Genomic DNA, 13,314 nt, shown 5'->3' on the forward strand with positions numbered 1-13,314 from the left:
CTTTAAAATTTACTGCACAACCATGCTGGTAAAATAAACGTCCTCAATACCGCCAAATCCGGCTTTTTCCTTGAGGGTCGCATTGATCACACCGCGGAGTTTTTTCTTGAGTTTGACCTTGCCTTCCGACGTGTCCAATTCGAAAGGATCCTGCTGACCCAATTCCATCAACACTGCCGATCGAATCGCAATTTCGTGCGCGGTTACATTTTCCACAACGCGCTCGTCATAATAGGTGGAAATCGCCAGGGATAATTGCGCAAAACTTTCTGAGTTAGAAAGATTGGACGTAAAGGGTTGTTCAATCTGATGATAAGTCACTTTAAACTTGCTATCATCTTCATCGAGTACCGCTGTCTTGGCCTCTTTCTCGCTGACTGCGGTGCCATCTTTCAGAATGATCTTCGGCTTGTTGGGGTCTTCCGGTTCGCCGGCTTCACCGCCCATTGTTCCGGCGACATAATAGCCGCCAGCTGCGCCACCACCGCCCAGGACAATAATCGCCACCAATCCGACAATTAGCCCTTTCATTTTGCCTTTTTTCTTAACCGGCTTTTCTTCTTCTGGGTTGCTTTCTGACATTCTAACCTCTGGGTTTAATGTAAATTATTGGGGGTAACGTTCTCAGGCGTAGCGACTTGTATCAGTGGCTTCGTCTGCACTATCTTCAGATTCCGAGAGTTGAGATTGGCTCTGGCGAATTGCTTGCTTGGCATCGCGATTATCTGCCGTTTCATTGTCATGCCGGTCGAAAGCCATGGTCTCGTTGTGACCTCCAGCAAGACCATTGTCCCGCAGGTCGATACGCAATCCAAGATCCGTCCGACCTTGCGATTTCAACAAATCCTGGATGGCTTGACCATGTTTTAGAATCATATCGCGAGCGGCTTCATTGTCCGCCTCAATCATCAGCATTTCGGTTCCGCCGCGCGTCACAAAAGACACTTCAAGGCGTCCTAGATTCCGCGGATTAAGCTCAAATTTCTTGAGATCACCGTTGATTTTCAAATCTCCAATTTCCGAAGCGAACCGCTCTGGAAATTGCGGGGCATTGCTATCAAAGTTCACAGACTTTTGTGTTAAACTTGATGCGCCTAGGGTTGCAGCAGCGGCAGTAGCCGTGGGCAGATCCACCTGGTCTTGCAAGCCCAAATCAACGGAGCTGTTTTTTCCATCAACGGCAAACGGTTTCAAACCTGTTGTCATGGATTTTTCTGCCGCAGCCGGCAACATAGGCTTCTTCAATTCCAGTGCATCGGATCCCTTAATCGGATCAAATTTTTGGGCCGCGGATGCTTTGGGATCAATATTGTCGAGGGCCGGTCTGGTTGGCCCGACAGAGATTGAAGGCGCTGCTGCACCGGGGGTTTTTCCGCGCAACACGTCGATAACAGCACGGGCATGAATTTCAATATCCGTTGCGGGTACAGAGTTTTTATCCAGTCCGCCACTGGGACCGTGGCTCGGCACGGCGCTCTCTTTTCCATTATTGCCAGTCACGGCACCGATTGGGTTCGCTGGAAGATTTTGCAAAGTCGGCTTCAGCGCTTCAGGAGATCGGTTCCGCACTATTGCGTGATCCGACAATTTAATCGCGCGATATTCTTTGGAGCTTTCATCACGCGGTTCTCGTGTTTCGGAGATGAGACGAGATGATAAATTCACTTGCGCAATTGCCTTGCGCCCTTCCCCTTTATTTTCTCGCTGCGCCGCGGCGTCCCGACCAGAAACCATGTCATCGGCTGGCAAATTTATGGGCGGCGTCGGAATTTTCGCGACACTATCAATATTTAGCACGGCGTTTCGTGAAGGGGGTGTCGCATCGGTTGCGATAGGTGTCGAGCGATTTACGCTATGTTCTGGCGCCAGAGGCTGCCGTTGCGAAGAACTCAAATTCTCTGCCTTTGCTCTATTTGCAATACTCGCATTGGCAGCATTGAAACTACCAGTGGAATGAGAGGTGTTATCCGAATGTGTCCGATCAGCTGCCAGCATGGGAGATGACATTTTCGAAACAAAAGCTCCAATGTCTGTTGGCAATTCTGTAGCAATGATCTGATCGGGACGATGATCCGCATCATCCACTATTTTGCCAACCCGGGTTTTCGAAGGTTGTGCGGTAGAGATGGACACCTGATCAGGGTTGATCATTTGTTCCAAAAACGCATCACTATTAGGCTCTTCAATTGTCTCAGAATCATCGCGAAGCAAAGCAACATCCGGACGGCTTTCACCGCTGGTCAAAAGGGCGTTAAACGCGTTATTTCCAGTTCCTGTTTCCATGTCCAAAGGCTTTGCAGAAAGCATGCCAATTATAGAATGGGAGGCCTCAGTCATGATCTTTCCAATCATCGCGATAGTCCTTTTCTCTTATTTTTATCTATGTTATACAATATGTTATGCCGTATGTCGGCATTGTAACGCTCTGCTTTTTGCGCTTTGTGAAGGTTGGATTGCAGCAGTTTTTCTGTGCTTTCATAGGTTGTTCGGGCGGCAAGATTTTGCCGCTCGGCATGGGCAAAATCTTGCCTTGCCGTTTCGATAGAAACACTGAGAGTTTGCTCGGCATCAATAAGCCGTTCGGTCAATTCCATTCGGGCAGCAAACATATCCGCAGGTATTGCTTCAACGCCTGCCTGAACATCAGTTTGTAAGTTACGGATTCTGCTCGCATTATGCTCTAAAGCCGCACAATGGTTTCCGGCTTTTGCAAGCGCGTTTTCCTTTAAACGCTTTTGCGTGTCGCGGATCTTTAAAATCCGCACGAGCGATGTGACCTTCCGTTTCACGGATCGAACAAGTTAAACAAGTCACTGATACTGGATTGAAAATTGATCAGTTCGCGGGGTTTCTGTTTGAGATATTTGACCATGACGGGCCATTGCGCGAGCGCTTCATCAATTTGCGGATCGCTACCCGCTTGATAGGCGCCCATTAAAACCAAGTCGCGATTTTCCTCATAGACAGACCAAAGCCGACGAAAATGGATTTGCGCATCCTGATGGGCATCATCAATAATATCGACCGCGACCCGGCTGATCGATTTACCAATATCGATGGCCGGAAATATTCCCTGCTCTGCTAAGGACCGTGATAGAATAATGTGTCCGTCCGCAATCGCACGAGCGCTGTCGACGATCGGATCGTCCAAATCATCACCATCCGCGAGCACGGTATAAATGGCGGTTATCGACCCTCCGGTTTCGCTATCATTACCGGCCCGTTCGATTAATCGCGGGATCATCGACAAAGCTGATGGCGGATAGCCTTTCATGGTTGGCGGCTCTCCTGCCGCCAGGCCAATTTCGCGTTGGGCATGAGCAACCCGCGTCAGACTGTCGATAACCAGTACCACGGACTTGCCCTGCGACCGGAAATGTTCTGCGATTGCTGTGGCCCGATGTGCAGCCTTCAACCGTGATGGCGGAGAATGATCCGCTGGAACAGCAACGGTAATAGTAGGAACACCATCTCTTTTCTCTTTGCGCCGCTGGACAAAGTCGTTCACTTCTCGGCCGCGCTCACCGATCAGACCCACAACTACAACATCAGCGACCACACCATCCAAGATCTGATTGATCAGCATCGACTTACCAACGCCTGATCCAGCGATGACCGCCACCCGCTGACCTTGACCGATAGTCAAAAGACCATTGAGCGCTCGGATACCCATATCTATGGGTTTCTTCACGCTGGCTCGGCGCATAACGCTGCCTTCTATACCTGATAAGGGAATGGTTTCAGTGGCTAAAATGGGTCCTTTATCATCCAACGGTTCGCCCATGGGGCCTATAATTCTTCCGAATAATGCATCTCCAACAGCCGCTTCATTTGATTTAACAAAGGGAAAGACGGGGCTGCCACCACGCAACGGTGCATCTTGAACCATTGGGATCATCAGCGTACGTGCGCCTTTAAAACCCACCACTTCAGCGTTTATTTCTCGACCATCTGTCGCGATGACACGGCCAGAATATCCTAATGGATACGGAAAGCCGGTGACTTCCAACATACCATTATCATGAGCGGATAATTTCCCAATATGCCTTGGTTCATTGTTGATCTGTTCAATCCGAGCAAGCAATCCTTGGATGCCCTTTCCGCTATTGGGATCATCTACCGTGGCAATGTTGGATCTATTTCTCATTGGGCACCACCGCCTGATTGCTAAACTCATCGACCAGTCCGCGCAGTTCATCCAGAACGATTTCAGAGCCTTTTTCAATCCAACCGCCAGCGTGATTCAGACGAATATTCCCGCGTAACATTTGGCTATCGCCGGTGATTGGAAGCTTACAATTATTCTGATCGATCAATCCCAAATCGTCCGGGTTCACCGACAGGCTTGCGCCTTTTTGATCCTGATCAACTTTATCTGCCAGTTGCGTAGCCCAGGCTTGCAGCAAGATGGGATCAGGCACGGCCAGTTCAGAGCACCGCCGAAAAAGGTCTTCAATAGCTGTTAGAATGAGGGAGAAACTACCGGTCGAATAGAGATCGTTCACATGCTGAATGGCATCCGCCAACTTGGCCGTTGCCTGTTCATTCGCTGTTTGCTCTCCGGCGAGAGCGGCCTGCCCGTCTTCCCATCCCTTGCGATAAGCGGCTTCGAAAATATCGTCGTCTTGACCGCCATGAGAAGATCCACCGCCATCTGAATCGACGCCACTGAAACTTTGAAATTGCGCATCTGATTGCGCAATTTTCTCGGGATGCAAATCTTGGGTCCAGGCGGCAAATTCCTTTTGCTCTATGGGCATTTGCCAAAGCGGAACCACATCATCGACGGAAAGAGGATGTTGAGAATTGGGCGCGCTATGCAGTTCAGACATAATCGGCACCACCGGTCGACATGCTGATTTCACCATTGTCGATCATCAGTTTTGCAATTGCAATAACCCCTTTTTGGGCGTCGATAACCGCTTCCATTGGCTGCGGCGGTGCTTCGTCCATTTCATCCTTGATGGTTTCTGCTGCCCGCTGCGACATAGCATCGAAAATCTTCGTCTTCAGTGCTTCAGAAGCACCACGCAAGGCGGGAACCAAAATGGCGCTATCAACTTTGCGAACAACGGTACCAATATCCTTTTTCGAGAGATTCATCAGGTCCGCGAATACAAACATTTCATCTTCTATTTGCTTTGCAACTTTGCGATCTCTTTTGGTGACACCCTTCAGCACAGCCTGACTGATCGTTTTGGGCAATCCGTTGATGATCGACGCGCTGTCCATCACACCTCCTATTTCCATAGGCGGGGCAATTTCTTCAGCCGACGGACCGTTGCTTTCGAGCAAATTGTGAATTTGCGCTAGCGCATGCGCGCTCACCGGTCCCAGAGTGGCCACCCGATAAACCAGTTCTTCTTGCAAACTCGTTGATACCAATTGCAGCATCTCAGCGGCAGCATCCGGAGTCATAAATGAAATCATCACCGCCGCAATTTGCGGTGGCTCATTTTCAACCAGTTCCGCCAGATCTTTCAACGGAACCCATTTTAGCAAATCTGCAATGTTGCTCGGGCGTTTGGGAGCGAAACGGTTCATCATCGTTTCCGCTCGCGAGGTGCCCAGCGCTTGACGAAATACTCGACCGACTTTTTCATCGGACTTATAGGTCACCATGGTTTGATTTTGGGTGAGTTGGAGAAACTTGTCCAAAGATCCATCAATTTGCATTGCATCCACATCAGCGACACTGAACATGGCTTCTCCCAAGGCTTCTGCTTCTTGCGGTTCCAGCCTTTCCAAAATTTTTGCAGCCTCTTCATCATCAAATAGCAGCATCAATATTGCTGCGGTCTGGCGACCGGTGACCAGTTCGAGCTCGCTACTCATATTTTCGGCTGACCCGCTATCGGTCATTGCTGTTTCAGCCATCCGCCTCCTCCATATCTTCTGCCTCTTTCAAAAGTTCTTTGACGACCAACGCAGCATGATCCGGATTCTGTCGAACAAAGTCCTGGGTCAACATTGCCCGTTCTTGATAACTCGGCGCGGACTGGATCATGTCGACGGTTACTTTGCCGCCGGCATTTTGCACCGCTGATCCGGTGTTGTGATCCATATTTGCCAGCGCATGTGATGATTGCGGCAGGCTACGATTTTGCATCATCAACTCGGCCGGAATGGCCTGACCTTGCGCTGCCATGATCGACTTTCGGTCCTTTTCGGCTGTCAACCAACGTTTCAAAATCGGCCGTGCGATCAGGAATATTATTAACAAAGCGACAATCAGAGCAGTGATATTGCGTGCGATAACCGCAAACCAGGGCGATTCGTAAAAGGCCACTTCCGTTTCTTTTTGGGTGACCGGACGGAACTGACTAGCGGATACAGCGATCTGATCCCCCCGTTCAGCGTTGAAACCTATTGTTCCTTTGACCAGTTTTTCAATGTCCTGGATTTCCTTGGGTGATTTGGCATCCTTCAAGGCCTTATCATCAATGGCAACTGCAACAGAAAGGCGCGAAACTTGACCAGTCGCTTGATTGGTCACCGCTATTTCTCGGGCCAATTCAAAATTACGGCGATATTCTTCGCTGGATTTGCGTGGCTCCGTTTCGACCGCGACTTGTTCCTCTTCACCATCAGGTTGATCGTCCACTTGCGCAGCCTCGGGAGGCCGATTGGCCAATGCGCCAGGAATTCCACCAACTTGTGAACCGCCTACGGGCTCTTCGGAACGCATGCCCTGCTCGGACCGCAAAACAGAACCTTCCGCGGGATAAGTTTCACTGGTTGCCTGCTTCTCATCAAAATTCACATCTGCAGTCACCTGCGCCACGAAATTTCCCGGCCCGACAATGGGCGTCAGCAAGCTCGCCAAAGATTGGCGATAGCGATCTTCAATCGCGGCCTTTATCTTGAGCTGCGTGTCATTGCCTCGCGTGTCGGCTCCGTCGCTGCTTGACAATAAACGGCCATTTTGGTCGATGACCGAAACATTGCCAGCAGATAGGCCAGGCACCGAACTGGCCACCAAATTTAATATCGCCTGGGTTTGGCGATCATCCAATTTTGTCGCCCCACTTAATTGCAGGATAACCGAAGCAGCGGGCTCGTTGCGATCGCGGAGGAATATGCTGGGCTGTTCCACTGCGAGATGGACGCGCGCTGAAACAACATTGTCCAAAGCTTCAATCGAACGCGCAAGATCCATTTCTCGCGCGGTACGCAATTTTTCAGACTCAACCGCTCGACTGGCACCCATGGGCATACTGGACATAACCGTGTCGCCGCTCGGCGCCGAACGCGGCAAGCCTTGCCCGGCCAATTGAATTTTTGCATCATGATAGTCTTCATTGCTGACCATCAAAGTACCGGTTGTGTCATCAACTTGATAAGGAATATTCGCCGTCTGCAGGGCCTGCATGACAGCTGATTTGTCATTATCCGGCAGACCGCGGAAAAGATCGCGTTGCGCAGGCTCCCGCAGCATCAACCAGGCAGAAAAGGCGGCCAGAAGAACAGCCGACAAGATGATAAGCGGCATTGCGCGGGCAATTGCCGGTTGCCGGGTAAGCGATTGCATGGAGCCAAGAACACCGCCAGCATCGGGCGCTGCCGCTGGCATCACTGTCGCATCATTGGAAGGGGTTTCTGCCATCTTATACCGACATGTTCATGATGTCTTTATAGGCCGACAATAATTTATTGCGGACCTGCAAAGTGGATTCAAAACCAATGGATGCTTTATGTTTGGATAGCATTACCGCCGCTACATCATTGGTCTCTCCCATTTGATAGGCGGCGGTATCGGCCTTTGCCGTTTGCTGTAGTTTGTTCACTTCCTGAATTGCGTCCGTCAATTGCGCTGCAAATCCTGCCGGATCATCCGCCTGCTCAGATGGTCGCACGTTTCCAGGACCAGTGAGACCGCCTGTTTTGCCAGCAATATCTTGCAGAGCATTGTTGCGGTTCAAAATCGCATTACGCGCGGCCATTAAGCTGTTCATGTTTACGGAAGACATATCCTATCTCCTGCTCAAGCCGCGAGTGCGCGCATATCAGCCATCCGATAGCGCAACGTGCGTTCGGAAATACCAAGCTCTTTGGCGGCTTCTCGTCGATTGCCATTTGTCTGCTCGAGCGTTTTACTGATCGCGTCATATTCAACGCTTTTGGAAATGGAGTGCAGATCACGGCCGCGCACAAAACGCGCTGAGCTCCCTGGTTGGACGGCATCTTGCTTCGGTTGTGATACAAGACATTGGCCAGAGAACATTAAGTCTTCGGCCTCGATGCGATCGCCGTCACACATTACCAAGGCGCGCTGCAAAACATTGGCGAGTTCGCGCACATTGCCGGGCCAATTATGGGTCTTTAACCGCTCGACGCACGATGGCGACAGGGTAACAAATTTCTCGTGCCCTTTTTGAAAGCCCATCATCATGAATGTGGAAATGGCAACAATATCATCCGGCCGTTGCGCCAATGGCTGCAATTCAACGGGCATCACATTTAGGCGCCAGTAAAGATCTTCTCGAAAGGTACCGGCCTTGACTTCTTCGGCAAAGTTGCGGTTAGCCGCACAAATGACGCGGACATCAATTTTTTCATGTTGTGTCGCGCCGACTGGAAGAATTTCGCCTTCCTGCAAAACACGCAATAGCTTTGATTGGCTTTCTAGCGGCATCTCGGTAATTTCATCAAGAAATATTGTTCCGCCGTCCGCTTCTTTGAACAAACCAACCGCATTGGCATAGGCACCAGTGAATGCGCCCTTCTTGTGACCAAATAGAATGGACTCGATCATTGTTTCGGTGATGGCCGCACAATTGATGGTCACGAGCTGTTTATCAGCCCGCATGCTATGTTCATGGATGTAGCGAGCGACGCCTTCTTTGCCAGTTCCGGTCTCACCGGTAATCATGACATTGGCATCGCTGCGGGCTACCCGGGCGGCATATTTATATAAGGCAATGGATTTAGGATCTGCAAAGGCCGGCCCGATACCTCCGCGCATCGATTCAACAATGCATGACAAACCAAAAGATTTATCTGCAGCGCCAAATTCAATACGCGGAGGTTGGCTGAGGGTAGCCGGAACGAAACGGAATGGGCCATCGCGATAGATCACGATGGGATCGTGTGCACCACCATTAGCATCTGTTTTTGCTGCGCTGTCAATGTGGGGTAGTGGCGAAGCAGCAGATGACAATGTGTGGTCGGAGTGGAAATTTTCGACACTCCCGAGCATATCAACAAGCTCTGGAAACCTAGAGACCAGGCTAGATTTTTTCGCGTTGTTAATCATCTCATTCCCTCACGTTTTATTCTGAACACGGGATCCTTGTTGTGTTCACCCCACACTTCGCAATGAGTGTGCCAACTTTTGGAAATGGCAGAAAACCGGCTTTTTCTAATCCTAACCTGTCGGATTTCCGATGATATTGCCGGAAAACCGACAGCTATTTTGCCGGTCTGTCGGAGAACCGACAAAAAATAATATTAATTATCGCAAGTCCCGCCGTTAACTCCAATGAGGCCGCTTCAACCGACGAGGTGACCCGCAGTATCAAGTAAGTAAATTGTGAAAAGGATGTCACCATGACTGTTATAGGAACAAACGTATCGGCCTTGCGCTCCAGCTACGCTTCTAGCCAAGCTGAAATGGGCCTAGCCAAATCAATCGAACGGCTTTCTACGGGTCGCCGGATCAACTCTGCTGCCGATGACGCAGCCGGAAATGCAATCGCAACCCGGATGACTTCAGAAGTTCGCGGCCTCAATATGGCCATTCGAAATGCCAATGATGGTATCTCGGCAGCGCAAACCGCTGAAGGCGGCATGAATGAAATTACCAGCATGTTGCAACGTATGCGTGAACTGTCTGTTCAATCTGCCAACGGTACATTGTCTGACGGTGACCGCACCAACCTGCAAACTGAGGTTACCGCTCTGATCGGGCAAATTGGTGATGTCGCATCCCGGACCACTTTTAACGATGTTGCTTTGCTCGATGGCACCAATGCTTCGATCGCAATTCAAACCGGCAGTGACGCAAGTCAAACCGTTTCCATCGCTTTGACCGATGTTGATGCAACCGCTCTGGCCGTCAACGCCGTCGATATCAGCACCGCCGCCGGCGCCAACAGCGCGTTGACTGCTCTCGATACAGCACTCGATACAATCACCACTGCACAGGCCTCTTTGGGTGCTTCGCAGAACCGATTGCAGACCACCGTCTCTAATCTATCTGATCGAGTTGCTAACATTACGGAATCTCGTTCGCGTATTCAGGATGTAGATTTCTCTGCTGAAACCACCGAACTGGCCAAGAACCAGATCCTGAGCCAGGCATCTACCGCGATGCTCGCCCAGGCTAACCAGTCTCAGCAGTCGGTATTGAGCCTGATCCGGTAGTCTGATCAATTCAATATCGAGGAAAAGCCTCCCCCCAGAATTGGGCGGAGGCTTTTTTCGTTCTCCAGAAGTTTCTTAATAATGCGCCCTAAGTTTGGCTGGCAGTCATTGCGACCTGCAATTTTTCCAGCGCTCGTTTCTTGATCTGACAAATCCGCACAGATGAAACATCTAACACCGCACCAATTTCTTCCAATTGCATCTCTTCAACAAAATAGCTGTTGAGAACCAGCTGCTCTCGCTCATTCAACTTTTTCAGATTGGACGAAAGCAGATCAACCATCTGACTTTTTTCTAGAGTTTCATGTTGGTCGTCTTCTTCATTGGTGAACCAGCTGCTGGAATCGCAATAGACTTCGTCCAAGGAATCGACATGTACATCAATCGCGCGATCAGCATTTTTTCGAAACTCAGCCTGTTCCATCCCCAGCGCTTCAGCAAGTTCGACTTCATTGGGTTCTTGACCATTTTTCTGCGACAGCTCTTCTTTAATGCGCCGCATCTTTTTGTTCCACTCCACCGAGCTTCGGCGCAGGCTGCAGGTTGTACGCAGATAATCGATCATCGCACCACGGACACGGACATACAAATAGGTACTAAAACTATGCCCTTGGTCGACATATTTTCCAGCCGCTTCCACCATCGCCACAAGCCCAACTTGGATAAGGTCTTCGACCTCTATTTGATCCGGTGAAAAAGATTTGATTTGCCACGCAATTTTGGTCACCAGACCCTGATGTTCCTCGACCAGTTTGGTCTCGTCAATCTGCATGGCGCCATAAGCTTGAGATGCTTTGATTTTTGATTGAAACATAGTTTTTTCCACTCGATCTAATATGTGGGGTTCGCTTCGACCTGAGGAGGTTCGTTAGGAATTTGAGGGACACCGATTTTTGCCAAAACCTCGATGGATTTGTCTTCTGGTAGTTCTTGATAAGAAAGCACCGTCAAATCTGGGAAACGGTTTTTGAGCAGTCCGCCCAATGGACGGCGCACAATCGGAGAGGTGATCAGTGCGATATTGCGCGCTTCCATCGGCAAAGTGCGCGCGGTCTCATCAACGGCTTCAACCAATTGCTGCGCCAATTGCGGTTCGATCGGGAAATTCGCATCTTCACCGACTTTCAAAGCTTTGACGAGCAGGCTTTCCAATCCTGCATCTAAGGTGACTACTGGTAGAGGGAGGTTGATGGGAACCATAGTCTGGATGATCAGATTCCCAATTTTTTGCCGAATGGCATCGACAATATGTTCAGTCTCAGTGTGATGGTTGGACGCTTCAAGCATCGCCAAGCAAATTTTCTGAAAGTCTTTGACGGGGACTTTTTCCGTCAACAATTCTCGGCAAATGGATGTGATGGAGAATAGCGACAATGGTTGCGGCGTGAGACTATCAACCAGCTGTGGAGAGCTCTCCTTCAACAAGTCGAGCAACTTTTGGGCTTCGTCCATACTGAACAACTGGGCAGCGTTGCGGCGCACAACATCGTTGAGGTGCGTGGCCACCACTGTGGGTGCATCGACGACCGTATAGCCTTCTGCCACAGCCTGCGATTTCTTTTCTGGACCGATCCAAAGCGCATCCATTCCAAAGGTTGGATCTTTGCAGGCGCGTCCGTCGATAACCGCATCAACATGGCCGTCATCGAGAGCCAGAAAATCATTGGGCCATACTGTTCCTTCGCCCAATATCATGCCGCCCATCATGATCCGATAGCTATTGGGTTCGAGCTCCAAATCATCCTTGATCCGGACCAGCGGCACAACAAAACCAAGCTCTTTCGAAATCTGGCGACGGATGCCAGTAATCCGTTTCATTAACGGCGCGCCTTTGCGATCCTCGACCATCGACACCAAACCATAGCCTATTTCGATGCCCAATCGGGCTTTCTCAGATACGTCTTCCCAATCAATCTGCTCAGGTTGCTTTTCTTGAACCGGCGCGATCGGCGCTTCGACAGCCTTGGGTTTGCGGATCAAGTAAATGGCGAAAGCTGCTGCTGCGGCGGCGGCAGGCAAAATGACAAAATGTGGCATACCTGGAAGCACACCCAAGATGGTCAAGATTGCCGCTACCGGGACCCAAGCGGCACCAGCACCAAATTGGGAAGTAATTTGATCCGGTAAATTCTTACTCGAAGCGACACGGGTCACAATTGCAGCGGCAGCGATAGACAAGATCAAAGCAGGTACCTGAGCGACCAGTGCATCTCCAATCGCGAGCATGGAATAGGTGCTCGCCGCTTCTGCAAAGGACAAACCATGCATTGTGGTCCCCAAAACAATTCCGCCGATAATATTCACGGCCAGAATCAATATGCCTGCAACAGCATCGCCTTTTACAAATTTGGACGCACCGTCCATTGAACCATAGAAATCGGCTTCCGTTGCAACGTCCGACCGCCGTTGTTTCGCCTCTTCCGGTGCAATTAGTCCGGCGTTTAAATCGGCATCAATGGCCATTTGTTTCCCAGGCAATGCATCCAATGTAAACCGGGCGGAAACTTCGGAAACCCGCCCCGCCCCTTTGGTTATTACGATTAGATTGATGATCATAAGAATGGAAAAAACGAATATGCCGACGACATAATTTCCGCCCAGCAACAGACTGCCAAAAGCTTCAATAATCTGACCGGCGGAATCGCCGCCCTCATGCCCTTGCACCAACACAACGCGGGTTGAAGCCACATTCAGTCCTAAGCGCATCAATGTCGCGAATAACAGCACTGTGGGGAAGCTGGAAAAGTCCAACGGCTTATTCGCATTTAGCGCGACCATTAATATGGCCAGAGAAATCATGATGTTGGAGATGAAACCAATATCCAACATGATCGTCGGCAACGGCAGCACCATGAAAATGACAAGGAGCAAAGTTGCCATAGGCAACAAACTGGACTTCAGGCTACTCGCGACGCGGTCCATCGAAAAATTTGGTCGGTTCATTATATT

The 13,314-nt window shown here is 50.2% G+C and carries 12 protein-coding genes; 1 reads left to right on the forward strand and 11 read right to left on the reverse strand.

Features of this window, described 5'->3' with window-relative positions:
* Window positions 1–9 precede the first annotated feature (9 nt).
* Genes ABJU74_RS14345 through ABJU74_RS14385 form a run of 9 tightly spaced genes read right to left on the reverse strand, consistent with a single transcriptional unit; the run spans window position 10 to window position 9,199 of the window.
* Window positions 10–582, reverse strand: a complete 573-nt coding sequence (locus ABJU74_RS14345; protein ID WP_348385480.1) for a flagellar basal body-associated FliL family protein — start codon at window positions 580–582, stop codon at window positions 10–12.
* Window positions 583–624: 42 nt separating this feature from the next.
* Entirely contained in the window at window positions 625–2,337 is a 1,713-nt protein-coding gene (locus ABJU74_RS14350; RefSeq protein ID WP_348385479.1) for a hypothetical protein, read from the reverse strand.
* 11 nt (window positions 2,338–2,348) lie between these two features.
* Window positions 2,349–2,765: a hypothetical protein gene (locus ABJU74_RS14355; RefSeq protein ID WP_348385478.1), complete on the reverse strand. Its 417-nt coding sequence runs from the start codon at window positions 2,763–2,765 to the stop codon at window positions 2,349–2,351.
* Between the two features lie 20 nt (window positions 2,766–2,785).
* Window positions 2,786–4,147, reverse strand: a complete 1,362-nt coding sequence (locus tag ABJU74_RS14360; protein ID WP_348385477.1) for a FliI/YscN family ATPase — start codon at window positions 4,145–4,147, stop codon at window positions 2,786–2,788.
* Window positions 4,137–4,832 (reverse strand): hypothetical protein, encoded by a 696-nt coding sequence (locus ABJU74_RS14365; RefSeq protein WP_348385476.1) that lies wholly within the window; start codon window positions 4,830–4,832, stop codon window positions 4,137–4,139. The genes ABJU74_RS14360 and ABJU74_RS14365 overlap by 11 nt, the downstream gene beginning before the upstream one ends.
* A complete protein-coding gene (locus ABJU74_RS14370) occupies window positions 4,825–5,877 on the reverse strand; it encodes a FliG C-terminal domain-containing protein (protein ID WP_348385475.1) in 1,053 nt (350 codons plus the stop codon). The genes ABJU74_RS14365 and ABJU74_RS14370 overlap by 8 nt, the downstream gene beginning before the upstream one ends.
* A complete protein-coding gene (gene fliF, locus ABJU74_RS14375; protein WP_348385474.1) occupies window positions 5,870–7,606 on the reverse strand; it encodes a flagellar basal-body MS-ring/collar protein FliF in 1,737 nt (578 codons plus the stop codon). Before fliF ends, ABJU74_RS14370 begins: the two co-directional genes overlap by 8 nt.
* 1 nt (window position 7,607) lies before the next feature.
* Window positions 7,608–7,970 (reverse strand): flagellar hook-basal body complex protein FliE, encoded by a 363-nt coding sequence (fliE, locus tag ABJU74_RS14380; protein WP_348385473.1) that lies wholly within the window; start codon window positions 7,968–7,970, stop codon window positions 7,608–7,610.
* 14 nt (window positions 7,971–7,984) lie between these two features.
* On the reverse strand, window positions 7,985–9,199 hold the full coding sequence (locus ABJU74_RS14385; protein ID WP_348385472.1) for a sigma-54 dependent transcriptional regulator: 1,215 nt from the start codon (window positions 9,197–9,199) through the stop codon (window positions 7,985–7,987).
* Between the two features lie 350 nt (window positions 9,200–9,549).
* Here ABJU74_RS14385 and ABJU74_RS14390 point away from each other — a divergent pair, with 350 nt between their 5' ends.
* The gene (locus ABJU74_RS14390; RefSeq protein ID WP_348385471.1) at window positions 9,550–10,365 is read left to right on the forward strand and encodes a flagellin; all 816 of its coding nucleotides are present in this window, start codon (window positions 9,550–9,552) and stop codon (window positions 10,363–10,365) included.
* Between the two features lie 88 nt (window positions 10,366–10,453).
* On the opposite strand, the gene ABJU74_RS14395 is transcribed toward ABJU74_RS14390, so the two are convergent.
* On the reverse strand, window positions 10,454–11,179 hold the full coding sequence (locus ABJU74_RS14395; protein ID WP_348385470.1) for a sigma-70 family RNA polymerase sigma factor: 726 nt from the start codon (window positions 11,177–11,179) through the stop codon (window positions 10,454–10,456).
* Between the two features lie 17 nt (window positions 11,180–11,196).
* Complete coding sequence (gene flhA, locus ABJU74_RS14400; RefSeq protein ID WP_348385469.1) at window positions 11,197–13,308, reverse strand: flagellar biosynthesis protein FlhA; 2,112 nt, start codon at window positions 13,306–13,308, stop codon at window positions 11,197–11,199.
* Between the last annotated feature and the right edge of the window lie 6 nt (window positions 13,309–13,314).

The sequence above is a fragment of the Parasphingorhabdus sp. genome, assembly GCF_039982415.1.
Lineage (GTDB): Bacteria > Pseudomonadota > Alphaproteobacteria > Sphingomonadales > Sphingomonadaceae > Parasphingorhabdus.

Excerpts from the sequence above, each read along its gene's own strand:
- ABJU74_RS14360 (WP_348385477.1), bottom strand. The coding sequence starts at position 4,147 with ATGAGAAATAGATCCAACATTGCCACGGTAGATGATCCCAATAGCGGA.
- fliF (WP_348385474.1), bottom strand. The coding sequence starts at position 7,606 with ATGGCAGAAACCCCTTCCAATGATGCGACAGTGATGCCAGCGGCAGCG.
- ABJU74_RS14345 (WP_348385480.1), bottom strand. The coding sequence starts at position 582 with ATGTCAGAAAGCAACCCAGAAGAAGAAAAGCCGGTTAAGAAAAAAGGC.
- fliE (WP_348385473.1), bottom strand. The coding sequence starts at position 7,970 with ATGTCTTCCGTAAACATGAACAGCTTAATGGCCGCGCGTAATGCGATT.
- ABJU74_RS14350 (WP_348385479.1), bottom strand. The coding sequence starts at position 2,337 with ATGACTGAGGCCTCCCATTCTATAATTGGCATGCTTTCTGCAAAGCCT.
- flhA (WP_348385469.1), bottom strand. The coding sequence starts at position 13,308 with ATGAACCGACCAAATTTTTCGATGGACCGCGTCGCGAGTAGCCTGAAG.
- ABJU74_RS14370 (WP_348385475.1), bottom strand. The coding sequence starts at position 5,877 with ATGGCTGAAACAGCAATGACCGATAGCGGGTCAGCCGAAAATATGAGT.
- ABJU74_RS14385 (WP_348385472.1), bottom strand. The coding sequence starts at position 9,199 with ATGCTCGGGAGTGTCGAAAATTTCCACTCCGACCACACATTGTCATCT.
- ABJU74_RS14395 (WP_348385470.1), bottom strand. The coding sequence starts at position 11,179 with ATGTTTCAATCAAAAATCAAAGCATCTCAAGCTTATGGCGCCATGCAG.
- ABJU74_RS14365 (WP_348385476.1), bottom strand. The coding sequence starts at position 4,832 with ATGTCTGAACTGCATAGCGCGCCCAATTCTCAACATCCTCTTTCCGTC.
- ABJU74_RS14390 (WP_348385471.1), top strand. The coding sequence starts at position 9,550 with ATGACTGTTATAGGAACAAACGTATCGGCCTTGCGCTCCAGCTACGCT.